The sequence below is a fragment of the Sphingobium sp. genome (genome assembly GCF_003248505.1).
GTDB lineage: Bacteria > Pseudomonadota > Alphaproteobacteria > Sphingomonadales > Sphingomonadaceae > Sphingobium.
Genome location: NZ_QFOA01000005.1, coordinates 32937 through 58880, shown reverse-complemented (window position 1 = coordinate 58880; position 25944 = coordinate 32937). Strand labels below are relative to the sequence as shown.

The window sequence follows — 25944 nt, the reverse complement described above, 5'->3', positions numbered from 1 at the left end:
GCCGATTAGGACAACATCTCGATCATCAGCGAAAAGTCGCGCTGGCCCTCACCCTTGTTTGCCAGCATCTGATACAGCGCTTCGGCGGCGTTCCCCATCGGCACGGACGCGCCGACGCTGGCGGCGGCCTGCGTCGCGAGCTTCAGGTCCTTGAGCATCAGTCCTGTGGCGAAACCGCCCTGATAGCCATTGTCGGCGGGCGTTTGCGGCCCGACGCCGGGAACCGGACAGTAGCTGGTCATCGACCAGCTCTGGCCCGATGAGACGCTGCTGATGTCATAGAATGTCTGCGGGTCTAGGCCCAGCTTCTGCGCCATGGCGAAGGTTTCGCAGGTCGCGACCATCGTGGCGCCCAGCAACATGTTGTTGCAGATTTTGGCCGCCTGCCCGTTGCCAGCGGCTCCGGCGTGGATCACGGCCTTGCCCATAGCCGAAAGAATGGGATGCGCTGCAGCGAAAGCCGCGTCCGTGCCGCCGACCATGAAAGTCAGCGTGCCCCCGTTGGCCGCCGCGATCCCGCCCGACACCGGCGCATCGACCATGGCAAAGCCCGCCGCCTGCGCGGCCTCGGCCACGCGGCGGGCGGTCGCGACGTCGATGGTGGAGCAATCGAGGAACAGCGCCCCCGCCTTCGCCGCGCCGAACACCTCATTCTTGTAGACCGCCTCGACATGCGTACCTGCGGGCAGCATCGTCACCACAGCGTCGGCCCCGGCAACGGCGTCGGCCGCGCTCGCGGCGCGGACCGCGCCATGTCCCTGGGCTTTCGAGAGCGCATCCTCCGACAGATCGAAGGCGCGCACCGCATAGCCCTTCGCCAGGAGATTGGCGGCCATCCCGCCGCCCATATTGCCCAAACCGATGAAAGCGATCGTCTGCGTCATGTCCGGCGTCCTCTTGTCTATTCTGTCAGTTCCGCGCGGTCAGGCGCGGCAGCGGCGTCCATTGCCGTTCAGGCGGCAGCGGCGCGAAAATTTCGTCGATGGTTTCGTCGCTCACTCCTTCGAGCGTGGCGGGATTCCACTGCGGCGCGTTATCCTTGTCGAAGATCACGGCGCGCACGCCCTCGATGAAGTCGGGCCGACGGATGATCGCGCAGGCAAGACCGTATTCCATCGCCATATTGTCGGCGAAATCAGTCTTAGCCGCGCCCTCGACCAGCTGGCGCAGCGCGACCTTGATGGTCTGCGGCGATTTGGTGGCAAGGGTCGCGCGCTGCTTTTGCGCCCATTCGCCGCCATCCGATTCCAGCGCGGCAACGATATCCTCGGCACGGTCGGATGCGAAAAGACGGTCGATGTCGCCCCGCGCCGCGTCCAGCTTGGAAGGCGGCGGGGTCTCGCTATTTTCGGCCAGAATGTCGGCAAGGCCGGTTGGGTCCACAAGGATGCGGGCCTTGACCGCGTCCAGCCTGTCCGAAGCCATATAATGTGTCGCGATGCCGACGCCGGCGCAGTCAGCCCCATCGATCCGTGCGCCGGTGGCGGCAAGCCATGCGCCCACACGTCCCGGCAAGCGCGGCAGAAACCAGCCTCCGCCTACGTCGGGGAAAAGGCCGATGCCGGTTTCCGGCATAGCGAATGTCGTCCGCTCCGTCGCGACGCGGAAGCGCGCGGGCAGCGACAGGCCCACGCCCCCACCCATGACGATGCCATCGATGAAGGCGACGATCGGCTTTTCGTAGATGAACAGCAGATGGTTCATGCGATATTCGAGGTGGAAGAAACGCTCCGCCTCGACGCAATCCGCTTTCGCACTGTTGGCGATGAGCGCGATGTCGCCCCCGGCGCAAAAGCCCCGCCCTTCCGCATGATCGATAATGACCGCAACGACACGGTCGTCCTCCGCCCAGTCGAGCAGGGCCGCATTGATCGCCTCGCACATGTCCGGTGTCAGGGCGTGTATCGCCTTGGGGCGATTGAGACGGATGCGACCGACGCCGCTCTCGATGAAAGTAAGAACCTGATCCGTCATGAGCGCAGCATGTCCCTTGCGATGATCATTCGCATGACCTGATTGGTGCCTTCGAGGATCGAATGCACGCGCAGGTCTCGCAGGAAACGTTCGATCGGATAGTCCATCAGATAGCCATAGCCGCCATGCAGCTGAAGCGCGCGATCGACCACCGACGATCCCGTATCGGTCGCCAGACGCTTGGCCATAGCGGCGAAGCGGGTCTTGTCAGGCGCGTTTTCGGTCACCTTGACGGCAGCGGCGTAGAGCAGGGTGCGGGCGGCCTGAAGTTCCGTTTCCATGTCGGCCAGCATGAACTGGCTGTTCTGAAATTCAGCGATCGGCTGCCCGAACTGCTTGCGTTCCTTCGTATAGGAAAGGGCTTCGTCGATGCAGCGCTGGGCGCCGCCAAGCGAACAGGCGCCGATGTTGAGACGGCCCCCGTCCAGACCCATCATCGCGATGCGGAACCCCTCCCCTTCGGCACCGACGAGATTTTCGACCGGCACGCGTACCGCGTCGAAATTGACCTGCGCTGTGGGTTGTGAATGCCAGCCGAGCTTGCGTTCGTTCGCGCCGAAGCTGACGCCGGGCATGTCCTTTTCGATAACCAGGCAACTGATGCCCTTGGGACCGTCCTCACCGGTGCGGACCATGACGACGTAGATCTCGTTCTCACCCCCGCCCGAGATGAACTGCTTCGACCCGGTAACGACATAATGATCGCCATCGCGCACCGCGCGAGTCTTGAGCGCGGCCGCGTCAGACCCCGACCCCGCTTCGGTCAGGCAATAGCTGCCGATCCGCTCCATGGGGATCATGGACGGCAAATACTTGTCTTTGACCGTTTGATCCCCGAACCGGTCGATCATCCATGCGGCCATATTGTGGATCGAGATGAACGCGCTGGTCGAAGGGCAGCCATAGGCCATGGCTTCCATGATGAGCGCCGACTCCAGACGACCAAGACCGATGCCGCCCGATTGCTCCGACACATATATGCCGCCAAAACCCAGTTCTGCAGCCGAGCGGATCGTGTCGCGAGGGAAAATATGCTTTTCGTCCCACTCGGCGGCATAGGGCGTGATGGCGTCGGCGGTGAAGCGTTGGGCCATTTCCTGGATCGCGCGTTGGTCTTCGGTGAGGTCGAACTGGTTGGTCATCGTTTTTCGTCTCAATCGGGGAAACACGTCGATGAGAAGCGGCAAGCGACATCCTCATGCGGCGCGGACGTTTCCGTTGGCCTATCCTGCCGGTCTCCATGGACCATTGCGAATAGGCATTCAATCGCACATTAAGGCAGAGTTGATCTGCGTAAATGCAGAGGCGCCATGTCCGGTCGGATGTTCCGGGCATATCTGCATGAGGGGATATTGCCTGACCGCTATTCGGCATCCGGCTGATTTTCGGGCGCTGCCTTGCGAAAGGCGTCGAGGCAAAGGCATGCGCGCTCTGCCTCCAGGATGTGGGGCCACGCCGGTTCCACGCCGAAACGGCGGGCATTGGCAAGCTGAGGGACGAGGCAGATGTCAGCCAGCGTGACACTGCCGCCGAAGCAATAGGGGCCGGAAGAATGAGTTTCGGGGCGGCGGGCGATCAGCGCTTCGAACGCGTCGAGCCCTTCGGTGATGACGCGCGCAGCCCAAGCGGCGACCTGATCCTGCGACAGGCCGGCGTCGCGCAGATATTCTAGCACCTTGAGATTCTGAAGAGGGTGCACGTCGCAGGCTATCGCCTGCGCTGCCGCACGCACCTTGGCGCGGGCCAGCGGCTCCGAGGGGAGAAGCGGCGGATCCGGGAAGCGTTCGTCGAGATATTCGCAGATCGCAAGGCTCTGCGTCAGGACGTCGCTCTCGGCCTCCAGCGCTGGCACGAAACCCTGCGGATTGAGAGCCAGATAGTCGGGCGCGCGCTGTCCCCCCAGGCGCAGGTGATGAAAGGCGTCGGCATAGGCAATGCCTTTCAAATGGAGTGCGATGCGTACGCGGTAAGAGGCGCTGGAGCGAAAATAGCCGTGCAGGATGAAGTCTGTCATAAAGGATCCGGAAAATGCTCGTGGCGCATTCTTCCCTGTTCCTGTGCCATGAACAAGCCTCTCCCGCTCGGTGGCGGGGTCTGCGTCTCGGGCGAATTGAACCACGATGCTTCAGAACCTTGGCCGCCCGCGCTCCTGCGCATACCGAGCCGCACGGGCAACCTGCCGGGCGGGGGCGGCCGCGATCTGGCTGGGACCAAACCGCTGGGTTCGCTCACTATTTGGCTTTCTCTCAATGAATGAGCGCTTTTAGCTCTCTACGATAGAAAGCAGTGTCTTCTTCAGCAGCGTCTTGGTGTGACTGGTGATCGGCGAAGCGGCATTGGATCCAGCCGCAAGCTCTTCGGCCAGCGCAAGATCCTTTTCGCCGATTCCAGCTTGGCTGGCGAAAAAGGCGCGGCGGGCCGCGTCCCCGGGATTGTTGCGGAAATCGATGAAACCCGCCATGGGCGGAGTGAGATTTCCGTTGCGTTTCATCACGGTTAGCAGCTTGTCCATCGGAACGCCGGCCGCCTCCGCCACATTGGCGACTTCAACGCCCAGCATGATACCGCACCAGGACACAAGATTGTTGCAAATCTTGAGCGCCATTGCCGATCCGAGCGGCCCGATATGCATCGTGTTTGTCGAAAAGGCATCGAGTACGATCTGGGCGTGCGCGGCAGCCGCTTCACTGCCCCCGGTCATGCAAAACACGAACGGACCGTCATCGGTCATTTCGGTGCGCGTCACCGGCGCGTCTATGACATCGATCCCCAACGGAAGTGCGCGTTCCGCGATACGCTCTGCGGTCTTTGGCTTGATCGTACTGTGGATGAGCAGGATCGCGCCCCGCTTCATCACGGGGAACAGCGCATCGACGCACTCTAATACCTGTGTGTCGTCCCGTACGCAAATGCCCACGACATCCGCATCCACACCGACGTCCGCCATGGACGCTGCGAGGGTCGCCCGCCCTTCAAACTTGGACAATGCTTCGGGAAACAGATCGTAGACAGTAAGGTCGAGCGGCAATTTAGCCAGTTCCCGTGCTTGGTCGCCACCCATACTTCCAAGGCCGATAAAGCCAACTTTCCTGATAGCATCTGTCATGGAGAGTCCTTCAAGTTCGTTAGTGAGCCAGTCGCTTCGGGCGCCGTCGTAAATCCCCAACTCCACTCGGCCCATGTTCTGAAAGCAGGCAAATCAGGAGCGGATACCGAGTGAAATTGGATATCCGCTCCAAACCCGATTTTAAGGCGATGAGGTTCGATATTCCTTCATGTCAGGACAATGAGCCCCGTTCAGCCCCATTGAAGCTGCAGGTCGGGCACATGCAGGATATTGCCGACGAAATAGGGCACACGGAACCCATCCTTGATCCGGAATTCGGGTATCGCCTTGACGAACTCCTCTACCGCGATCTGCAGTTCCAGCCGCGCCAGGTGCATTCCGAGACACTTGTGAATGCCGCTGCCCAGCGACATGTGCGGAGCCTTACGATCGAACCGGATAGCCTGGGGATCTTCATAGAACGCAGGATCGCGCCCGACTACGGGAGAACTGAACGCCACATAATCCCCGGGCATGATCGTCTGACCTTGGATTTCGATGACCTTGGTGGCAATCCGGAAGGCCGTGACCGGCGCAAAGGCGCGGAGAAACTCCTCGACTGCCAGAACGATCAGCGCCGGATCATCGCGCAGTTCATTTTGCTTGTCGGGATGCGACGCCAAATAATTGAAAATGTTGCCCAACAGAGATGTGACCGTGTCCAGGCCGCCGATATACAGATTGAAGCAATGGCCGAATACCTCGTCGTCATTCCACAAACGACCGTCGACCTCGAAAGTCAGAACCTTGCTGATATAGTCGTCTCGCGGATTTTGGCGACGTGCTTCGATTTCCTCAAGCAAATAATCTTTTACGCAGCGGACAGCGTTACCGCGAACGGACCAATCGTTCGAATGAAGCATTTCCTTTTCCCACTTGAGGAACTGCGTCATTCTGTCCTGCGGAAGTCCCAGCAGATCGAGAACGATGAATATGGGGAATTTTTCCGAGAACTGGTCGATGAAATCGCAATGCCCGCTATCCTTGAAGCCATCGATCAGGGTTCGCGCTCTTTCGCGAACCTGTTCTTTCATCGCGAACATCTTCTGCGGCGCAAAATGGCTGTTCAGCGCCTTCCGATAACCGGTATGCACCGGCGGATCGGCCTCTGTTGGGATGACCAGCCAGTTTTCACCGATATTCTGGGCCCACTTGCCCATGCCATTCTTTGTGAAGTTGTCGGCGTCCCGCAGCATTGCCTGGACATCCTCCGCATTTTTGAGGAGCCAGCCTGGCTGATCGCCCGGGAAGATGTTGGTGACATAGGTGACGGGCGGCAGGTCCGCATGCATCGCGGGGATGATCACGTCCTGCGGATTGTCATAAACGATCTTCCGCGAAAAAAGCGGCAGTGCTATAGCCAGTTCGGGCGGTACGTGAGCCGGCAGAGGCTGTTGTGTGGCTTGGGTCATGATTGTCTCCGAAACGAGAAGCGGTAAATTTCACCCTTGCCAACGACAGGTACGTTCGTGGCCGCCAGGCATAGACTGGCGGCTATGCGGAATACCCGCGATGACAGGAGGCGATGCACATGAGCGACATAGAAACGCTGGATCTGGAACAGGCGATCCGGGATAATTACCGGCTGTGGAACGAAGGAAAGCGTGAGGAACTCGACAGGCTTTTCCGGACGCTGGGACCAAAAGGGTTTACGATCGAATATGTAGGCTCTCCAGCGGTCGACGGCGAAGCTGCAATGGCGAAAATGTGGGCTGAATACGGCGGAACATGCACGACCGAACCGCTGGAGGTGATCGTTAACGGGGGCGAAGGCGCAGCTTATGTCGCTAACCGCCTGCAAACGAAGGATGGCATCGTTACGTTGCCAAGCCTCGAAACCTACAAGGTTTCCGACGGTCGGCTGACGATCCGATATTTCCACCGGACCGAACACTAACCTCTCATCTCCCCGAGTGCAGGCGCTAGACACGGTTCAATCCGGCGCCTGCATGAAGGCGAGCAAATCTGCATAATGGGGTTGATGGACGAGACCGCCGCCTGAAATGGAGATATTTTCACCCGTGATATAGCGCGCTTCGTCCGAAGCCAGGAACGCAACCAGCCCGGCAATATCGTCGGGCGTGCCGAACTCCGGCGTCAATATGTGGCGCTGGATGATCTCCTTCAGCCCCGGCACTGTCTTTTCGAGCGCTTCGGTCAGCACGACGCCGGGAGCGACGCTGTTGCAGCGGATGTTCTGCCGCCCATGCTGGGTCGCTACATATTTGGTGAGCCCGATGATGGCCGCTTTGGACGAGCCGTAGGCGACACGGGCGAGATCTCCCGCGCTCCCCGAATTGGAGGCCGTGTTAATGATCGACCCGCCGCCGCCTGCGACCATATGCGGGATCGCATATTTACACCCCAGCAGATAGCCGGTGAGATTGACGTCGATAATCTCACGCCAGATGCCGATGGGAATATCGACCGCAGTCGTATCCTGAGGGCTTTTTACAGGATCGGTCATGGCGGCATTATTGTGCAATATATCCAGCCGACCGAAATGATCGACCGCGCGATCTACCATCGCCTTGACCGATTGCGGATCGGCGGCGTCGAACTGAACCGGCAGCGCCTTGACACCTAGTGGTTCCGCCGCACGAACCGCAGCATCCATGAACAGATCGGCGATCACGACCTGAGCACCCTCCGCCACCAGACGCCGCGCGACCGCAGCGCCAATGCCGCCGCCGCCGCCTGTGACAATCGCCACTCTGTCTACCAACCTCATCATCATGCGTACATCCTCGTCATAGCTGGCGGAAAAAGCTGCGTTGATTGCCGTTTTTTTCGCCGGCCACCTTGTCGATTAGAATTTGAACGTCGTTTCAATGCCATAAGTCGCAGGTTGGCCCACATAGGCCGCTGCTATGCCCAACGTCCGATACAGGTCGGGGAAGCGGCGCAGCAGATATTTCTTGTTCGTGATGTTGCGACCATAGATCGCCACTTCGAGATTGGGGTTTTCAAGCTGGAACGCGATACGCCCGTTGAAAATGCCATAGCCAGGCACGAAACCGAGGCGGTTCTCCGTATCATATGCGGCTTTCGTCGCCGCTGACGACTGATCCGCCGCCCGGACGGCATCGAAATGCTGACCGCCGACATAGGCGTAGGCGCCGGTCACGGCCAGCGTGCCGCCTCCGATCGGGAATTTCTGGGTAGCGCTGACATTCAGCTGCTTCTTGGGCAATTGCAGCAACGGCAGGCCACTCAGGTCGACGACGCAGCCGTTGGCCACCCCGGCGCTGTTCGTGCAGCCGCTACCGGCGACTACCTGGATTTCGCTGAAGCTGCCCTTTACATATTTGCCATCCTGCAGCGAACCGTTGACGCTGAGCGTCATGCCTTGCCACGGCACGAGCGTGATTTCGTTTTCCACGCCCCAGATGCGAACCTTCCCGTTGTTCTGGATATATTGCGTGACGCCTATGCCGGGCACGAAGCTGTTGACGATCGCCTGATTGTCGTCCTTCCATGTGTGGAAGACTGCCGAATTGAAGCGCAGGCGACGGTTGAAGAGATCGACCTTCAAGCCGGCCTCGACATCCTTCACCTTTTCCGGAGAGAAGGCGGGAAGGCCGCCTGCACGCAGGTTCCACCCACCGGCTTTTGCGGCGCCGCGGGTTGCGACGTACAGGAAAAGATCCTTGGTCGCCTGCCAGTCCAGGCCCAAATTCCACGCCGGGTAATTGAACTTGGCATTTTGCGCCTGGTTGCATGTGGTGGCTGTGACAGGCTCGGTGGGCGTAACGGTGCAGTTGATGCCGGTCGGGGTTCCCGCCACAGCGACGTTATACGGCAGGCCGAAGACCTGCGCATTGTGCAACACGCTATCCCGTGTGTCCCAGGTATAACGAAAGCCGCCGACAGCACGGAGTGTGGGTGTCAGCTGATAATAAGCTTGAGCGAACAAACCGAAAGTCTTGTTGGTGACGTCGGCATTGGAATCGCGAATGAGGCCGCCGAATATTTGGGACCGGCTGAATTCATCGCCGCTTTCCTTACCCGCATAAGCGCCGGTAATAAAGCTGAGGCTGTCGGTGATATTCCCGGACAGCTGGAACTCCTGCGACACATAGTAGGAACTGGATCCCGCGTAGGTCGCAAGCAGAGGAACGACCGTTCCGTCCGTGTCGTTCTGGCCATAGTTCATCGAGTGGCGATAACCGGTGATCGATTTGAAGTTCAGGCCACCCAGTTCGATATTGAGAGTGCCGGAAAAGCCATAGACCTCAAGCGTATTGAATGGCTTCACGCCGTAAAGAGACTGCGCTTCCGGAGTCAGGGTCCCGATATTGGCGGGGATCGATGTCCCGGTGGCCGTATTGCCCCACCAATTATCCTTTGTCAGAAGCCCTGCCCTGAGGCCCGGCTGAAATGCCGAAGGGACAACGGCAGGGTTGAAGGCCCAGAGCGCGATCTGCTGGCCATGATTGGACTGGCGGTTCCAGTCTCCCGCTACAGTCAGATCCCAGCCATTGCCTTCGTATTTGAGCTTACCGCGCAGGAATTTGCTGCTGTTGTCTGCGAAATCGCGCTTGGTATCGACATTGTAGCCGTAACCGTCCCGCTCATTGATCGCACCGCTCAGGCGGACGGCGAGGCCTTCGGCGAGCGGCACGTTGATATTGGCCTGCGCACCGAGGGTACTGTAGTTGCCAAACTCAGCCTTGAACGTGCCGCTAAGCTGGTCGGTGGGATCGTTGGTGACGATGTTGATCGCGCCGCCGGTCGTGTTGCGCCCGAAAAGCGTGCCTTGCGGCCCGCGCAAGACCTCCAGACGCTGAACGTCCTGAATGTCGGTCATGCCAGTCGAGGGCCGTGGAATATAGATTCCGTCGATATAGGTTGCGACCGCCGGATCGTTGGCAAGAATGGGCTGAAGATTGCCCTGTCCGCGAATGGCGACGAAGACGATACCGTCACCCCCTGCGGAACCGCGTCCGATGACGAGGCCCGGTGCGGTACGTTGAAGATCGACGACATTTTCCACCTTGGCCGTCGCCAAGGCTTCGGGAGTCAGCGCCGTCACGGCAATCGGGGTCGTCTGAAGGCTTTCTTCGGTGCGACGCGCTGTCACGACGATATCCTGAATACCTTCGCCTGCACCCGACTGGGCTCGCTGCGCAAAGGCGGGCGGCGCCATGGCGGCGACAAGCGCGCCGGCGCCGATCGTACCGAGGGTAACGGCCTTCCTACTCATATTTTCCTCCCCATCATATTATTTTGCTGTGTTTTACACATAGCGTTAAGCCTAGCGCGGAACCGCCACATTCCACAGTGGGCGGTTCCTGTTTGACTGCGCAGCGACAGAATTTGGCCGCTCGTCGATATTTTCCTGCCGCCAGGTCAATGCACCTGCGACGATGTCGAACGAAACGCCTTGGGCGTCTGGCCCGTCGCGGATCGAAAAGCCGCAGAAAAGGCCGACGTGCTGCTGAAGCCGCACCGCCAACTGATTTCCTTGATGCGGGCACCGTCCCTGTGCAGCAGTTCCTTGGCCAAGGCGATACGGCTCCGCGTCACGAATTCACCCAGGCTAACGCCGGTACCTTCCTTAAAAACACGGGCGACATGGCGTACACTCATGTTGCATTCGCGCGCGATATCCACGACCCCGAGAGGCGCGGAGAGATTGTCCATCACATAGTCGATGATGTTTTGAACCTGACGCGGGTTACGCGAACAAGAGGCGCCGATATCGCGCGGGACGATGTGCCGGGCCAGTTCGACCGCAAGCGCCATGAGCATGGATTCAATGAGCGTCTGGCTGGCAAATCCGGGTGTACGCAATTCCGCAGCGAGGCCCGCAAAGAGCCGACGCATCGAAATATTCTGAATGTCGGCGCAAGGCTCGACCCTGTTCAGCGGACGCTCGCCGTCGAACAACTCCGCCAGAAATTCGTCGCCAAGGGCCACGCACACGAGATGCCGCTCTTGCAGCGCGGGCTCGCCAAAATATTGGCGGTGCGGCGGCATGTAAAGAATGTCTCCCGACGCAGCGCGCCGATCCGGTCGGCCCATGCTGACGATACTGCGCCGAGGCTGGCTGTCGAGTGAGTAATCCAGATAATGTTTTGCCGGGCTGAAAACGCCGCTGCTGGGCTGCACCCAGTCGAAATGGCGCACGTCCACCCGCGCGTCGCGTACGGACGCCATCGCTTCGATGTAGAAGTTCTGGACGCCGTCCATAACCTGGCCGGTCCAATCACTTTCCGGACGAAACATCGCTACCTCTGCCAAATCTTATTTTTTATCGCTCTCGAATGAGGCTCCCCGGGCTGTTTCGCCTCTATCTTCGGATAGGTGGTCAAGACTCGAGGCGACGGCAAATGGCTTTCATGCCCAATCGAGCGTGGCATGGGTATCGCGGCGAGAAGTTTTGCCATGTGCCCGGTTCGGTATTCGAAACCAGGAGGCGCACATGTCAATCGCACCGCTCTTGCCAATACGCGCATCATGACGGCGATGTCGGACAAGTCCGTCTTGGGCAGCCAATATCGTTGGTATGTGCTGGGCATATTGACGCTCGCGCAAACGTGCCATGGCATCGATCGCGCAATCATCGGGCTGGTATTGGCGCCGGTCGGGCATGAATTTGCACTGTCAGACGGGCAATTGGGGATATTGGCCGGCTTTGCGTACGGCATCTTCTTTGCACTGGCGGCCTTGCCCTTTGGCGTAGCCGTGGACAGTCTGAACCGACGTAATTTGATGGCGGCGGCTTTGACCCTGTGGAGCGGCGCGACCGCCTTATGTGGGCTGGCGACAGGGTTTTGGACCCTGCTGATCGGCCGCGCCGCCGTGGGGACTGCCGAGGCGGGTGGATCGCCGACCGGCATGTCCCTGCTTAGCGATTATTTCGGCGAAGACCGGCGAGCTACCGCTATCGGCATCTGGTATCTGAGTTCCGGCATCGGCCTTGCCATCGCGTTCATCGTGGGCGGTGTGATCGTACAGAATGTGGGATGGCGATGGGCATTCGTGGCCGCGGGTGTCCCGGGACTGTTATTGGCGCCCCTGCTGCTGCTGACCGTGCGTGAACCCGTCCGAGGCGCGCACGACGGACCTGCCCCGGAACAGCCTGAGACACTGAAGCTGTTGCAGCGTATTCGCCTGCTCATGGGGAGGCCAGGGCTGCTCTATTGCATCCTGGCCATCGTTTTGATCGCGGCTGGAATCTATGGAATGAGCACCTGGCTCACCACTTTTCTCATCCGGGTCCACGGCATGCCTATCGCCAAGGCAGGCGTTCTCATCGCGATCGCCTATGGCGGGCTTGGCTCGGTGGGCGGATTTCTCGCAGGATGGGTGATCGATATCGTCAACCGGCGGCGAGGAGGCTTCGATCCGGCACGGACTTGCCTGTTCGGCGCGATGATCCCCTTGGTGACGGCAGTGACAGGCGTGGGCACGGTCCTGGTTCATGACGTCAATCAGATGCTGGCGCTGCTGATGGCCTGCGGCTTCCTGAGCGCCTCCTACAACGGTCCGATCTACGCCGTCATCGTGACGCTCGCAGGCCCGCGCCTGCGTGGACTTGCGGTATCGCTCGTGCAGCTGGGCGCGAACCTGATAGGCGTGGGCGCGGGTGCTTATCTGATCGGAGCAGTCAGCGACTTCGTCGGAGGCACGGCCGGTGTCGCCTGGGGGATCGGCACTGCCATGCTGTTCACGTTCGGAGGGGGCATATTGCTTCTACTGGCGTCGCGCGCCATCCGACGTGCCGAGGACGGCTTACAGACCTAAGAAAAGGGCGGCCTCGTCTTGCGACCAGGCCGCCCCTCGTTCACCGAGGATTCGTCATTTGGTCGCGTTGCGTTCCTTACGCCTCGCCTTGGCCGCTTCGATGCCGCGGAATACGGTGGTCGTATTGCCGGCGCCGGCATAGAACAGCAGGAATAACGGCATGAAATCCAGCTCCTCATCGGTGAATTCATCGTTGATGAGGGCGCCGTTCATCTGGATTTCGACAAGATCTGCTCGACCGAGCATGGCGGTGGCTCCCAGGACCAGCAGGCGCTTTTCCCGCATGGACAGTATATCGCTTCCCCATAGGTTGGCGAACTGATTGCCAACGATTTCCTGGTTGAAGGGCGATTCGCGAAATGGGAGCGTCATTTCCGACGATCCCGGCCCATAGACCTGGTCGAAGACCTCCAGCCCCTTCTGCCACTGCGCTTCGTCGATGCTCATGCTTTTTCTCCCATTGCATTTTCCAGGCCAACGACCGACCTGTCGGTCTGGCGCGTCAATTCGACCAACGGCAGTGCTATGCCGTAACTGCGCGCCAGATCGATGGCGGCATCCAGATCCTTGATCATAAGCCCGCGCGTATATTCGCGCACCGCCGCTTCCTGCTCGCTGGACGAAGGGTCGTCCCGTACCGCCAACATCAACGGTCCGCCGACGCTGTCCGAGGTAGCATCGATGGCCTGTGCAAGCTGGCGAATGTCCACTCCGGCGTTCCGGCACAGAATCGATGCTTCGTAACCGGCCCGCAGACAGCCGAATACGATGACATTGCGAGCGATCTTTGCGGCCATGCCTGCGCCGGGGCCGCCCATGTGCGCGACCAGCTTTGCAAAACCGTCCAGAACCGGACGCACCTTCGCAACGGTTTCGTCCGCGCCGCCAACGAGACAGACGAGCCCGTTTTCTCTCGACTTCGGGCCACCGCTCACGCCGCAATCGACAAGATCTACGCCCGCCGCATCGGTCAGAGAGCGAATGGTGTCCAAATCCTCGATCGACACGGTTGCTACCAGGACCACGGCCATGCCAGGCCGCGCGCGCGCCAGTACCCCATCTGGCCCCGACAAAACGTCGATCGTCTGTTTTGCGTTGACGACGGCGATGATGACGACATCGGACAATGCAGCCAGTTCAGCCGGGCTGCCGACCACCGGCGGCACGCCGTCGAGCGTTTCAGCCGCATCGGGCCTAATGTCGTACACTGCGGCCAGTTGATTTGTCCGCGCAAGACATATGGCGACGCCCGCGCCGATTTGCCCCAAGCCGATAACACCTGCTCTTTGCATCCTCATCGTCCTTTCCGCCGCCTAGTTCGCGGTCCTGTCTAGTCATGCTGCAAGGGTGGCATAGTCGAAGATGCGACGTCAGCCCGTCAGGCGCTTCGTGGCCGAACCTCGACAGATTTACCGCCTTTCACGACGTTTTTACTTCATGCGGCAAATTCTTCGCCGCCAGGCAATAATGCAGCACCGCAATCAGGAGTACCGATGCCGACACTTGCAGACTGAGCTGCAGGCCGCTCGCCGCTGCCGAAAGACAAGCGGCAGGGAGCCGAGCTTTATCCGAGACGAGGCAGTCGACGGCATAATTGCCGTTATACAAGAATCCCGCGAGGCGATCACTGAGATAGCTCAGCAGGACCGATCCTAGTCCCAATCCCGCAACGGTCTGGCCAAAAGCATGAAGCGCGGCGGCGGATGCACGCATGCGAGGTTCGACCAGTGACTGGGTTATGGTCATGATCGCAGGCGTGAATGCGTAAAGCAGGCTGGTTGCGACGAAAAGGAAGGCGACCAGCCACCGCCAGTCCGATTGATGGATCGCCAGCAGATAGAATGGCAAAGCAAGCCCTACCGCGATTGCGGGCGCCCAACCGCCCCAGCGTATGTCCCGCCGGACCAGCCGTCCGATCAGATAGCCACCGCTGACCTGCCCCACCATCGTCGCGAAACTGAACGACAGCGCAAACACCAGCCCTGCCTGCGTTAAAGGCAGGCCGAAACGGCGAACCAGCAGGGGTATCAGGAAAAGGTTGGTGCCGAACCCCACTAGCCCCACAAAGCCGCTGCCGAAGGTCAGGTGCAGGAAGGAAGGAGAGCGGGCAAGCCGCCGCAGCACCATGACGAACGGCGGCGTATCCGCAGACTTTCCGGCATCCTTGCGCTCAGGTTCGGGAATTGTGGCGAGCAGCAGCAATGCTAGCAGCAGGCCGGGCGCGCCAACCGCCACCAGCGCCATTCTCCAACCGAATGCCTGCGCGACGGCGCCGCCCGCAACCGCAGCAATCGCGCCGCCTATGGACACCCCCAACGCAATCAGCGAGAATACGACAGCTCGGCGTCCGGCATCGAACCGGTCGGAAATCATCGACACAAGCGCTGGCGTGAATCCCGCTTCGCCGACGCCGACCCCCATGCGGCAAAGCAAAAGCTGGATATAGCTGCCTGCGGCACCGGACAAGGCGGTCATCACAGACCAAAGCATCGTGACGATAGCGATGATCCGCACCCGGCTATAACGTTCGGCCAGCCGTGCGAGCGGAATGCCCAGCACGGCGTAGAAGATCGAGAAAGCCAGCCCACCCAGCATGCCAAGCTGAAGGTCACTCAGACGAAGATCGTGGCGAATCGCCTCTCCGACCACGGCTATGATCGTGCGATCGATGAAATTGAACATGTAGATCGCACCCAGCAGCAGCAGGAACCATCTGTCGTGGGATTGGAACCCCTTTTTGCCTGTCATCGCCCATCCCCCCGCCATCCGGCCGCATCGTTATTCATGTGGGACAGATAGAACAGATTCTTTTCGATGTGTATCGGTTTTCCCTTGAAACCATCCTGGGTCTGCGCCAACAGATCGCCAACTTCGACAAAGGAATCTCAGCATATGAAGACGATCATCTTCGCGCTCGCCGCTCTCGGGCTGACTGCGCCTGCCTTTGCCCAGGCTCCCGCGGTCGATCGCAACGATGCGATCTACTCCGCCGACGGAACCAAGATCGGCAAGGTCGATCGCGTCATAACCGCCGCCGATGGCGCTGTATCCGCCGTTCGCATCATCTACCGGGGCAAGTTCATCGCCATCCCCGCTTCCACGCTGAGCGCTGGAGAAAAGGGCGTGACCACTACCCTGTCGAATGCCGAGCTGAAAAAGCTCTAATTATTTGCCCCACGGTCCGGAAGGACCGGGGGCATGGACCGTCGCCGTTGCTACGTCTAAAGCGGACGGATGAGGGCAGACCAGCAAACGATTACGCGCACATCGCGACGCGGCCGACCGCCGCAATCCGAAGGCCCTGCTCTCGACCGTGCGCGGCTGGTTGCGACATTGCTGGATATGGCGCGTTCAGGCGGGATCGAGGCGCTGAATATCCGCCCGGTTGCGCAGCGGCTCGGCGTATCGCCGCGGCTGCTCTATCACCATGTCCGTGACAAGGAGGAAATGCTCGGTCTGCTGACCGACGAAATCCTGAACGGCCGGATGCCCGACCTGTCGGCACCCGACTGGGAGAGCCGTCTGCGGAGCATCGCTCGCGCAGTCCATATGGCCTACAGGGACTTTCCCGGCTCCGCCACCTTCATCCTGTCGCGCAGCGCCAATCGGCTGGAACTGCCCAACGCATTGGCTATTCGACGCGCTATCTTCGCAGCATTGGAGGAGGCCGGGCTGACCCCGCGACAAAGCGAAGAGATGCTGGTGATCTTTTCCGTGATCGTGCTTGGCAATGTCGTGGTGGCGGAAAGCCTGACCGACAATGACGACCGGCTGGCGATGCAGCGCAGCGTCGTGGAAACCGCCTTCATCCGCGCGACCGACATGCTGCTGGATGCCATCCGCGCCATCGCTGGCACGGCATGACCATCAGTGGAGTTCGGCGATCGACCGAACCGGACGCTCGATTCCATCCCAGGCGCGATGGGCCGCATGCATCCTGTCCAGCGAAGCCTGCATCGCGGACGAAATCTCCATCAGTTCGATATAGCCGCCATTGCCCGCGCGCGTGTCGAACAGCGCGAAACGTTCGCCTGACGGCATCCGTCCGCTGAACGCCATGGCATAGCCTTCGCCCGACAGCCGCTCTACACCAGCGTCATAGGGTATGCGCAGCATGACATGATGATAGCCCTCGCCATGCCGATCCAGCATTTCGGTGAAGACCGAAGGCCCGTCATTGGTCTGTTGAAGCAATTCTATCAGCAATCCGCCGGAAAAGCCGAAAGCGACCTTCATCGCCACCTCTGTCGGTTCGCCACGATAAATCTGACCGGGCAGCACGGGCACGTCGAACACAAAAAACGGCCCCGCGCCCATGACGCGGGTCCAGTGATCCAGGACGCGGTCCATATCGCGCACCACCTGGCACAGTTCGAGGATAGAGCCTTCAGGTTGCATTACCGGTCTCCCCAGGTGGAGGCGTGGGTGCGCAGGCCATGCTGGCATGCGCGATCGCGCAATTGCTGTCCACGCGCAGCCAGGCCGACCCGGGGGACGCCCGCGTCCACCTCGCGGTCGATGGCAGCCAGGTCGACGAGCCTTACATCGCGAATGAAGCGAGCCGGGTCCGCTCCGTCAGGCACGCCCTGCCAGCGCAGCAACACCCAGCCTTCCTCCAGACCCGTGGTGTCGATCCAATTGGCGATACCCGGATCGACACCCGCCACCACATAGCTGATCGTTCCGTTGGGCGAGGGCGCGACCTGGGCGCTGTTGAGGCTGACCATGCGCAGCATCGGATCGGGCGAGATCGTCCACGGGTCGGCAATCTGGATGCCGGTATAATAGCTGCCCGCCGGATCGATGGTCACGAGCAGCCCCTGCCCTTCCCCCAGATCGAACCGCCCGCCCGCCAGATAGCCCCAGCCCCCTTCGCGGCCATTGGGTCCGATCAGTCGGTTGGGTTCAGGGTGGCCCAGAAAATCATTCTTGAAACTAGACCAGAAGGCCACCCAGGCCGGCAGGTCGACGATCATGGTCCGGGCGACCTCTTCCTCGTCGCGCGGGCGCAACTTGGCGGGCGGATCGAGACGGCGCACGCGGACTTCAGCAGGCACCTGCCGCCAGTCGCGCTGACTGTCGCGAGTATAGACCTGTATCCGTGCGCCCGGCTCCGTCCGCAAATGGGTCGCACCGCCGTCCTGCGGGCCGACGGTCACCGTCACCCGGCCATCGGCATCGCAAAAGGGTGCAAGCTGCTGGAGCGTCAACGCACCCAGATTGCGGCCAAGACCGGCATGATGCGCCGGTTCGACCTCCGCCACGATGCTGAATTGTGGCGGATCTGCGGCAAAGCGGATATCGACGGCATATTGGCCATCGCCATCGATCGGAATTTCGCGATTGAAATTGTCGGGATTGTCGATCGCCACCGCCGCACCAGCGTAGACATGACCGAACCAGCGTCGCGGCGCATTGCTGATGTTCCATACGACCCTGGGATCGGAGGGATCGCCATTGGCTTCGCGCATGGCAAGGCCAAGCACCCACTGATCCAGCGCACGGTCAAGTCCCAGGCGGCCATCGAGCGTGGCGGCGAGCGGGTCGGCGAGCAGCATGCGACGCGCGTCTTCGCGCGCAGCGCGGACGTCAGCCCGTTCAATGAGGCGAAGCGCCAGCTTTTCCGCTGCCGCCTGGTCATCGGTCCAAAGCGGGTTGTCGGTCATGAAATCGTCCCCACCCGGCCGCCTTCGGTGAAGATGGTGCTGCCGGTCGTGTAGCTGGAGCCGTCACCCGCCAGCAATATGGCCGCGCCGACCGCCTCGTCCGCTGCGCCGAACCGCTTGATCGCGTTGCGTTCGGCAAGCCCCAGCCCCTTGTGGATGGCCGCTTCCTGACCGTCCGGGCTCATCGATCCGACGCACAGGCAATTGACCCGGGTGTGGGGCGCCTGCGTCTTGGCCAGTTCGCGCACCAGGAACAGCAGCGCCGCCTTCGACACGCCATAGGCGACGGCGGGCGGGATCGGCGTGAAGCCGCCGCAGCTCTGGACCGAAATGATGCTGCCCTTGCCATGCGCCTTCATGTCGGCTTCCGTCAGTTCGGTCAGACGCCAGGTCGCCATGACATTGACGTCCATCGCCGTCTTCCAGACCTCGTCCGTATTCGCCCATAGCCCGCCGTCAGCGGCATAGACCACGCCAGCGGCTGCATTGTTGAACAGGATATGGATGGGGCCGAAAGCGGCGCGCGCGCCCGCCACCAGCTTTTCGAGATCGGCCTTTTCTCCCGCGTCGGCGGCGATGGCGATCGCTCGGCCGCCATCGGCAGCGTTGATTTCTGCCGCGATCCGGTCGAGCCGGTCCTGCGAGCGTGCGGAGAGGGCGACATTGGCGCCCAGTTCGGCATAGGCCTTGGCGACATGTTCGCCTACCCCCGGCCCCACGCCGGTCAAGATGGCAGTGCGTCCGTCAAGACGAAAACGGTCGAGTATGCTCATGCGGGATACTCCGTAGGTTCAGGGTCAGGCGCGATCGAACAAATGGCCATAGCTCGCATAATAGTCAGCAAGCCGTTCATGGACTTCGCCCGGATCGATGCCGAACTGGTCCGGGCTGTGCCTGTGCTTGCCAAGACGGCTGGCGGCGGGATTGTTCGTCAGGAAATCGGCGATGCGGTCCCGGTGCGGGCCGGTGAAGCGCAAGCCGAAGCGGTCATAGATACGCTCGATCGCCGCCATCGGGTCTGCGACAATATTGCGATGAGCAAGGTCGATAATGCGGCCCTCGATTGCCGGATTGCTTGCTCGCGCCAGCGTCGCCCGCGCCAGCCCCGCGCACCAGGTATCGACCACCGACCGGCCAATGGCCTTTAAGTCGTCGGCTCCGCCCACCGCCGCCAGGAAACCGGCGATCATGCTGGACAGGGAAGAGAGTGTCAGCACAGGGTCCCGGTGCGTCCACACCAGCATTGCGCCGGGATAGGCCTCCACCAATCCCGGAAGATCCATCAGGTGCTGCGGCGATTTGAGCGTCCAGCGGCCCTTGGGGCCTTTCCACTGGAATTGCTGGAGCATGCGCTTGTGGGTGCGATATTGTCCTTCCGGCACCACCTGCTGCAACCATTGGGCAAAGGCGGGCACGCCCAGTTCAGCCGGGAAATTGGTGCTGGCGAAATGGAGCATCATGCCATGATTGCATTCGCCCGGCTGGGTGCAGTCCATCCGCTGAATGTCGGCCAGTTGCGGCGCATGCTTCAGCCAATTCTCATAGATGGCCTGCACCTGCGCGATACGCGGATCGCTGTCGAAGCTTTCCTGTTCCGGCGCCGGCCAGGGAACATACCATTCCCATTCGCGCGGCGCCCGGGCCGCAGGATCCAGGCAGAGCAGATCATAGGTGATGGTCGTCCCGGTGCGTGGCAGGCCGCAGACGATCAATGGATCACCCACATCCTGCGCGACGATATCCGGATACCGCCGTTCGTCCTCGGCGAAGCGCAACCGCGTCGAGAGCAACCCGACGATCTTGTGATGGGCCGTCTCGCGCAACTGGCTGGGCGGGTCCATCGCCTCGACCGCGCCGACCAACCTGTGGAAACCGGTCATGAAGGAACGGTCAGGCCCGAAGTCCGACAGTCCCGTCGCGGCGCGCGCCTCCGCAATCAGCGCCTCTGCGGAAAGCGGCGCACGTTCTGCAACGGCGCCGTTCATAGACACGCTTCCAACGGTAGCTGCCGCATGACTCACCTCTCCATCATATTATTCCACACCGTATATTTATGAGGAGAGGCATCGGTCAAGCAGACATTGGCATCTGCCCGCAGAAAAGCAGTTTCAGGCGGCCTTATCCTCCACAGGCGTCAGATTTTTCATGAAGGCGACGAAATCGGGTCCGAACTCAGGAATCGGCAGCCCCAGCTTTTCGGCCAGATACAGGGTCATGAAATTGTCGTTCAGCGATTTGTTGGTTGCCGGGATATTGCCGATGCCGACCTGCCGGTCGAAGGCGCCCACCACGACCAGCGCCATCCGAAGCGCGGCGACGATATCGTAATAGTCGAGATGTTTTGCCTTGCGACCGCTTGCCGCTTCCCAGATGGCGATCGTCTCTTCCTTGCTCGGCAACCCTTCAAGACGGGTGACGCCGAAGCGGCGACCGAACAGATCGTCGAAATAGAGCCACCAGGCGAGGTCGAGTTCGGCTGGCCCCAATGCGGCCAGTTCCCAGTCGATCAGCGCATTCACTTGCCCATCGGCGGAAAACATGACGTTCGACGGGGTCGGATCGCCCCACAGAACATTCACGCCCGCATCGCTGGGCATGTTGGCGCGCACATAGGCCATGGCTGTGTCGACGATCGGCATGGCCCGGCCCCGTCCGGCCGCCTTGTGCCATGCTTCTAACGCGCCAACATATTGATCGAGGCCCGGTTGACCGTTTTCCGGCTGGGCAAGAAATTCAAAGCCGTCGCGCCAGTCGATCTTCGCGAGGCTGGCAAAGGCGTTAATGGCGTTGGTGAAGCTTTGCCCACGCTGAGCCGGGGTCATCTCGACCAGCCAGCCTTCGACATTATAGTTGGGTTTCTGCTTGGCGCATTCCCCTTCCACCTTGCCCATCACCAGGAACGGCAGGCCGAGAATATCGGGGTCGAGATGCATGCCGATCCATGACGGCACCGGCAAATCGCCCCGCGCGTCGAGCGCTGCCATCATCTTGCCCTGCAGCGCAAGGCTGCTGCCGAACACGACTTCCAGGTCCATCGGCTGACGGCGGACGACGAGCGTCTGGCTCTGCGGGCCTGCCGGATCGACATAATCGACATCGACGAAAAAAATGTCGGCGGAAAATCCCGCGCCCAGCGTCACATCGAGCGGACGGACTTTAATGTCGCGCCATTCGGGCTTCTCGCCCGCCAGCCAGTCCTGCAGCGGGCCGGTGATCCGTTCAGGGGTCAGCAGTTCCATGATTACAGCCCCTTCGCCGCCAATGCGCGCTTCAGTTCGGTGGTGAGCGGCCCCATGTCCTTGGGCGAGGAGCCGTGGAGCAGAATTTCATCGGCACCGGCATCCAGAAAGGCCATGAGCTGGTCGGCGCATTGGGCCGCGGTGCCCACCGCAGCGCCTTCATCCAGCCACTGCTGCGGAATGATGCGGCTGACATCGACCAGTTCCTGCCGGGTATAGGCCTGATCCGCCGGCTTGCCGTTCAGGCTCGCGATCTTGGGATGGGCGCGGATTTCCTCCAGCACCTTCTTGTCCCAGCCATTGATGTCGACGATCAGGTCGCCAAAGCCGGGCAATTCGAAATAGGTGATGGCGCGACCGCCGACTACGGCTTCCTCTTCATCCTTGGGCAGGTCCGGCGCGACGATGATATTGTGATAGATGCGCACCGACATGGGATCGCGGCCTGCCTTTTCGGCGGCATCGCGGACGATCTTCGTGCTGTTCTTCACCCCCTGCGCCGATACGAAGGGATGCAACAGCACGCCGTCGCAATGCTCGCCCGCAAATTCCAAGCTCTTGGGGCCAATCGCGGTGAAAATGATCGGCGGCGGCGTGCCGCCATGGCGGTCGGTCAGGCTGATGGCGGGGAATTTGCCCAGCACGCCTTCATAATCGACCTTTTCGCCCGCCCAGAGACGCCGACAGATCGAGATCAGATCGGCCAGCCGTTCCATGGTGATGGGCGGCGAACCGAGCATCTTCATATAGGCGGGGACTGCCCGCGCGAACATCAGGCGGAACCGGTCCCCGCTCATCGCCTGCATCATGTCGGCGACGCTGGCAGTGACCAGCGGATGGCGCATCGTCGCATACATGGTGCCGGTGATGCGAATCTTCGATGTGGCCTCCGCCACGGCGCCCGCCAGCACCGCCGGTTCCTTCAGCGCATAGCGCTCGGAAATCCAGACGCAGCCAAGGCCGATGCGTTCCGCCTCCTGCGCCTCTTCGATGCCGCGCCGCGGATCGCTCACTCGGCCAGGCAGGATATAGGTGCCGAATTTATCGAACAGTGCCTGTGCGCCGGGTTCCACAGCTTCCGTCATTCCCACGTCCTCTCAAAATATCTGCGGCTGCATTGCCGGTGGGATGATCGTTGGCAACCTGTCAAAGGACAGGGTTGGGGTGCACCTCGACATAGAGACGCGTGAGCTTAAGCGCAGAGATTTTCCACTCGCCACCTTGGCGCACATAATGTTCGGTATAATGGCCAAAACCGGTGATCGACTCGCCGCCGGGGATCGGGCATTTGCCCGGCGACCAGACCACCCGGTCCTGCATCGCCGTGATCATGTCCGCTTCATCGCCGCGCAGATCGATTTCCGTCGAGTGGATCTGATGCGCCGTCCGTGCGTCGATCACGGCGGAGCGCACCTGCTCCAATATGGCGGCGTGCCCGCTTATCGGGGGGTTGCCGGTATCCTCCTCGACATCCATCACCGCATCGGGCGTGAACAGCGCCATAAAACCGTCCCAATCCTTGGTATCGAGAAAGCGGCAATAGCGCGCCTTCACATTGCGGATCGCCTCATAGTTGATCAGCTTGGTCAGTTCGTCGCTCATTGCCACCTCCATCACCAGATAATCCGCGTATGCGCCCGCAGCGTGCGTTCGCGGATCGCCTGCGCGCGCGCGTCGGGCGTCACCAGCACGGTGTCGGCGGGCAGATGGTTGCGCACGTCGGCCAGCTTGACCTTCTTCATCGTCGGCGTCGGCCGCTCGTCGGTGTTAAACCAGCGTCCCTGCACCGCGCCGCTGGCATAGCCCGATGTGTCAAGCCAGTTGTGCACACCCGGATCGCGGGCCGAAATGACCGCGCGGAAATAGCCGTCGCCATCGAGCACGGCCTGCGATGCATTGAGGCTGGACTGGTTATGATACCAGTCGGTCGTTTCATACAGTTCGTTGGTCAGGATCAGCGACCAGTAGCCGACCTCCTTGGGTATCTGGACTTCGGTGATCAACGCTTCGTCATCGGCCAGTTCATAGGCGCCTTCATAATAGGATTGCCGGGCGAGACCGGTCATCTGCGAGAAATCGACAACTTTGAGCGTATTGATCAGACCTTCGTCGCGCAGCTTTTGCACCTTGTCGGGAAAGGCCAGCGCGCAAACCGCCGCAGTGGCGGGAATTTCGGCAAAACGGTGCGCCAGTTGCTCCAGCGTGGGGCGCCCCTTGGCCGCATGATCGGCGTCTAGGCGCACGATGCCGAAGCGCGGCTCGCGCTCCACGCCCCAGTCGCAGGCGACGATCCGAACCATCAGCTTTTCGGTGGCGGGCTTCAGTTCCCACCAGTCGCCTTCATGGCCGGCGGGCCGGGTCGGCGAAAGGATGACGTCGAACGTCCCGTCGGCGCCGATATGCAGATCGTCGAAATCATTGGCGTCCTGTGCGGGATGATGCTGGCCGGTCCGCAACGTGTCCGGGCCGAGTTGCGCCAGGATCATCATCCGCGTCGTGCCACGGTCGCCGCGGATGCGATAGGTTCCGCCCTTTTCGATCAGCGCCGCCTTGTAAATGGTGTCCGCATTGGGCTGAAAGATATTCTGGCAGATGTTGAGTTCGGGCACGAAGATAGGATGGCTGCGGTCATGCATGATCGCGTCGTTAGTGGTCCGCAACACGCCCGACAGCAGCAGCCGCATCGATTCCTGCATGACGTGCGGGTCGCTGCGCAGCCTTTCGGGAATGCGATCGCGCATCAACTGGCCCAGCGGCCTAAGCTGGTCGAGCAATCTTCCCACTCGAAAATGCCCTTGTCGCTCATCTCATTCTCCACGATGTTTTCTCCGTTGACGACTCCAGCAATGGCCTGCCCGCCCGACAGCAGAAACCCGGCCACCGCGGCAGGACCGCCTGCGCATATTTCCCGCCTAGTCGGTGACAAGCAGCGACCTGAGCGCCGCGCGCCGATCGGCATCGATGCCCGCCGCTTCGAAATAGCCTTCGATCCCGCCCCAGCGCGCCGCGATCGCATCGAGTGCGCTCAGCAGGAAATCGTCCTGCACGCCGATCAGTATCGCGACCATGTCGTCCGGGGGCACGAAGCCGAAGGTCTTTTGCAGATCGCGCGAGAGATGGCCCGACATGCGCAGATTCTGGCCGAACACATCCGATTTGCGGTAGTCCTCCATGATTGCGGGGCGGGGCACGGAAAGCAGGTCGAGGAACAGGGCGACGACGACCCCTGTACGATCCTTGCCCGCGGTGCAGTGAACCAGCATCGGCGTGTCCTGCGCCAGCAGCGCATCGACCATCCGCGACAAATGCGGCAGGAAGGCCTGCGGCATCAGGCCATAATTATGCGACATTACCTCGACAGCCCGCGCGGCGGTCGGCTCCCGTCCCAGCGACAGCCACATGTCCTCCCCCTGCGCGCGCAGATCGGTATTCATGTCGAGGTCGAGCATCAGGCAGTCCGGCCCGCACCAGCGATGCGGCGCCGCGTCCCTTTCGACCGTGGATCGAAGGTCCGCCACCGAGCGGAACCCCAGGTCCGACAATTCCGTATGATGATCGTCGAAAAAGCTGGCCGGGCCTTCCGAGCGGTACAGGATGCCGGATCGGACTTGGCCTCCGTCCGCGGTCGGCAATCCGCCGATGTCGCGGAAATTGAGGCGGGATAAAGCGATGGTCATGCAGTCAGCCCTTCACTGGCGGATAGGTGGGAACGACGGTGCGCATCTGCGCTAGAAGGTCCGCTGACATCCAGACATGCTCGACATAATGGCCCACAGTCGCGCGCTCGTCGGTATAGATATAGCGCAGCATGTCTCCCACACCACCTTCGAATACGACAGGGTGGCGCGTCAGATCGAGCGAAGCGACATGGGCGTCCCAATGGGCGATCGGCCCGTCTATACGCGTCGCGACATGATGAAAACAAATGGCCAGGCCATCGCCGCTGGGCAGGCAATCGCTAAACAGGGGGGCCGTGTCGCCTACCGGTTCGATCAATTCGACCTCGACGCCGCCCACCACCGCCAGCGCGACCTTAAGGACTGGCTTGCCGGTGGGATCTTCTCCGGGTTGGATATTGGACAGTTCGAAGAATCCCGGCGTGCCATAGGCATCCTTGAGCGCTGCCATCGCCGCGTCGAGATCGTTTGTGACATAAGCGATCTGACTATGCTGGCTGTTGGGCCGGGCGAACATGCTTCTCTCCTGC

General features: G+C 61.1%; 26 protein-coding genes. 4 read left to right on the top strand and 22 right to left on the bottom strand.

The window, feature by feature from the left end; genetic code table 11:
* Positions 1-5: 5 nt before the first annotated feature.
* The 6 genes from mmsB to DI606_RS03725 all read right to left on the bottom strand — a co-directional run bounded on the left by mmsB (position 6) and on the right by DI606_RS03725 (position 6492).
* Complete coding sequence (gene mmsB / locus DI606_RS03750; protein WP_293979860.1) at positions 6-884, bottom strand: 3-hydroxyisobutyrate dehydrogenase; 879 nt, start codon at positions 882-884, stop codon at positions 6-8.
* Positions 885-909: 25 nt separating this feature from the next.
* Positions 910-1974, bottom strand: a complete 1065-nt coding sequence (locus tag DI606_RS03745) for an enoyl-CoA hydratase/isomerase family protein (protein WP_293979858.1) — start codon at positions 1972-1974, stop codon at positions 910-912.
* Complete coding sequence (locus DI606_RS03740) at positions 1971-3116, bottom strand: acyl-CoA dehydrogenase family protein (RefSeq protein ID WP_293979857.1); 1146 nt, start codon at positions 3114-3116, stop codon at positions 1971-1973. Before DI606_RS03740 ends, DI606_RS03745 begins: the two co-directional genes overlap by 4 nt.
* Positions 3117-3337: 221 nt before the next feature.
* Positions 3338-3988 carry a maleylacetoacetate isomerase gene (gene maiA / locus DI606_RS03735; RefSeq protein WP_293979856.1) on the bottom strand — a complete coding sequence of 217 codons (651 nt, stop codon included), beginning with the start codon at positions 3986-3988 and terminating at the stop codon, positions 3338-3340.
* Positions 3989-4237: 249 nt separating this feature from the next.
* Positions 4238-5080 (bottom strand): NAD(P)-binding domain-containing protein, encoded by an 843-nt coding sequence (locus DI606_RS03730; RefSeq protein ID WP_293979855.1) that lies wholly within the window; start codon positions 5078-5080, stop codon positions 4238-4240.
* Positions 5081-5271: 191 nt separating this feature from the next.
* Positions 5272-6492: a cytochrome P450 gene (locus DI606_RS03725; RefSeq protein ID WP_293979854.1), complete on the bottom strand. Its 1221-nt coding sequence runs from the start codon at positions 6490-6492 to the stop codon at positions 5272-5274.
* Positions 6493-6611: 119 nt separating this feature from the next.
* Between DI606_RS03725 and DI606_RS03720 the strand changes: the two genes are divergently transcribed.
* Positions 6612-6977 (top strand): hypothetical protein, encoded by a 366-nt coding sequence (locus DI606_RS03720; RefSeq protein ID WP_293979852.1) that lies wholly within the window; start codon positions 6612-6614, stop codon positions 6975-6977.
* Between the two features lie 36 nt (positions 6978-7013).
* Here the strand turns inward: DI606_RS03720 and DI606_RS03715 are convergent, their stop codons facing one another.
* From DI606_RS03715 to DI606_RS03705, 3 genes are all read right to left on the bottom strand, one after another.
* Positions 7014-7817 (bottom strand): SDR family NAD(P)-dependent oxidoreductase, encoded by an 804-nt coding sequence (locus tag DI606_RS03715; protein ID WP_293979850.1) that lies wholly within the window; start codon positions 7815-7817, stop codon positions 7014-7016.
* A gap of 72 nt (positions 7818-7889) precedes the next feature.
* Positions 7890-10286, bottom strand: coding sequence for a TonB-dependent receptor (locus tag DI606_RS03710; RefSeq protein WP_293979848.1), 2397 nt, complete (start codon positions 10284-10286; stop codon positions 7890-7892).
* Positions 10287-10432: 146 nt separating this feature from the next.
* Complete coding sequence (locus tag DI606_RS03705; RefSeq protein WP_293979846.1) at positions 10433-11311, bottom strand: helix-turn-helix domain-containing protein; 879 nt, start codon at positions 11309-11311, stop codon at positions 10433-10435.
* Positions 11312-11551: 240 nt separating this feature from the next.
* On the opposite strand from DI606_RS03705, the gene DI606_RS03700 reads away from it, so the two are divergent.
* Positions 11552-12832, top strand: a complete 1281-nt coding sequence (locus tag DI606_RS03700) for an MFS transporter (RefSeq protein ID WP_293979844.1) — start codon at positions 11552-11554, stop codon at positions 12830-12832.
* A gap of 54 nt (positions 12833-12886) precedes the next feature.
* On the opposite strand, the gene DI606_RS03695 is transcribed toward DI606_RS03700, so the two are convergent.
* From DI606_RS03695 to DI606_RS03685, 3 genes are all read right to left on the bottom strand, one after another.
* Entirely contained in the window at positions 12887-13279 is a 393-nt protein-coding gene (locus tag DI606_RS03695; protein ID WP_293979842.1) for a hypothetical protein, read from the bottom strand.
* Complete coding sequence (locus tag DI606_RS03690) at positions 13276-14124, bottom strand: NAD(P)-dependent oxidoreductase (protein WP_293979840.1); 849 nt, start codon at positions 14122-14124, stop codon at positions 13276-13278. Before DI606_RS03690 ends, DI606_RS03695 begins: the two co-directional genes overlap by 4 nt.
* Positions 14125-14251: 127 nt before the next feature.
* Positions 14252-15580 (bottom strand): MFS transporter, encoded by a 1329-nt coding sequence (locus tag DI606_RS03685; protein WP_293979839.1) that lies wholly within the window; start codon positions 15578-15580, stop codon positions 14252-14254.
* 144 nt (positions 15581-15724) lie between these two features.
* Between DI606_RS03685 and DI606_RS03680 the strand changes: the two genes are divergently transcribed.
* Complete coding sequence (locus DI606_RS03680; RefSeq protein ID WP_293979837.1) at positions 15725-15997, top strand: PRC-barrel domain-containing protein; 273 nt, start codon at positions 15725-15727, stop codon at positions 15995-15997.
* Between the two features lie 177 nt (positions 15998-16174).
* Positions 16175-16696 (top strand): TetR/AcrR family transcriptional regulator, encoded by a 522-nt coding sequence (locus tag DI606_RS03675; RefSeq protein ID WP_293979836.1) that lies wholly within the window; start codon positions 16175-16177, stop codon positions 16694-16696.
* A 3-nt stretch (positions 16697-16699) separates the two neighbouring features.
* Here the strand turns inward: DI606_RS03675 and DI606_RS03670 are convergent, their stop codons facing one another.
* The 10 genes from DI606_RS03670 to DI606_RS03625 form a co-directional block, all read right to left on the bottom strand.
* Entirely contained in the window at positions 16700-17230 is a 531-nt protein-coding gene (locus DI606_RS03670; RefSeq protein WP_293979834.1) for a VOC family protein, read from the bottom strand.
* Positions 17230-18498 carry a hypothetical protein gene (locus tag DI606_RS03665; RefSeq protein ID WP_293979832.1) on the bottom strand — a complete coding sequence of 423 codons (1269 nt, stop codon included), beginning with the start codon at positions 18496-18498 and terminating at the stop codon, positions 17230-17232. Before DI606_RS03665 ends, DI606_RS03670 begins: the two co-directional genes overlap by 1 nt.
* Positions 18495-19271, bottom strand: a complete 777-nt coding sequence (locus tag DI606_RS03660; protein ID WP_293979830.1) for an SDR family NAD(P)-dependent oxidoreductase — start codon at positions 19269-19271, stop codon at positions 18495-18497. Before DI606_RS03660 ends, DI606_RS03665 begins: the two co-directional genes overlap by 4 nt.
* Positions 19272-19295: 24 nt before the next feature.
* Complete coding sequence (locus tag DI606_RS03655; RefSeq protein WP_293979829.1) at positions 19296-20483, bottom strand: sulfotransferase; 1188 nt, start codon at positions 20481-20483, stop codon at positions 19296-19298.
* A gap of 123 nt (positions 20484-20606) precedes the next feature.
* The gene (locus tag DI606_RS03650; protein ID WP_293979828.1) at positions 20607-21737 is read right to left on the bottom strand and encodes a phosphotransferase family protein; all 1131 of its coding nucleotides are present in this window, start codon (positions 21735-21737) and stop codon (positions 20607-20609) included.
* A gap of 2 nt (positions 21738-21739) precedes the next feature.
* Complete coding sequence (locus DI606_RS03645; RefSeq protein ID WP_293979827.1) at positions 21740-22822, bottom strand: TIGR03857 family LLM class F420-dependent oxidoreductase; 1083 nt, start codon at positions 22820-22822, stop codon at positions 21740-21742.
* Between the two features lie 61 nt (positions 22823-22883).
* Positions 22884-23339 carry a nuclear transport factor 2 family protein gene (locus tag DI606_RS03640; protein ID WP_293979825.1) on the bottom strand — a complete coding sequence of 152 codons (456 nt, stop codon included), beginning with the start codon at positions 23337-23339 and terminating at the stop codon, positions 22884-22886.
* Positions 23340-23350: 11 nt separating this feature from the next.
* Positions 23351-24520 carry a DUF1214 domain-containing protein gene (locus tag DI606_RS03635; protein ID WP_293979823.1) on the bottom strand — a complete coding sequence of 390 codons (1170 nt, stop codon included), beginning with the start codon at positions 24518-24520 and terminating at the stop codon, positions 23351-23353.
* A gap of 129 nt (positions 24521-24649) precedes the next feature.
* Positions 24650-25414, bottom strand: a complete 765-nt coding sequence (locus DI606_RS03630) for a tyrosine-protein phosphatase (protein ID WP_293979821.1) — start codon at positions 25412-25414, stop codon at positions 24650-24652.
* Between the two features lie 4 nt (positions 25415-25418).
* Entirely contained in the window at positions 25419-25931 is a 513-nt protein-coding gene (locus tag DI606_RS03625; RefSeq protein WP_293979820.1) for a VOC family protein, read from the bottom strand.
* Positions 25932-25944: the final 13 nt, after the last annotated feature.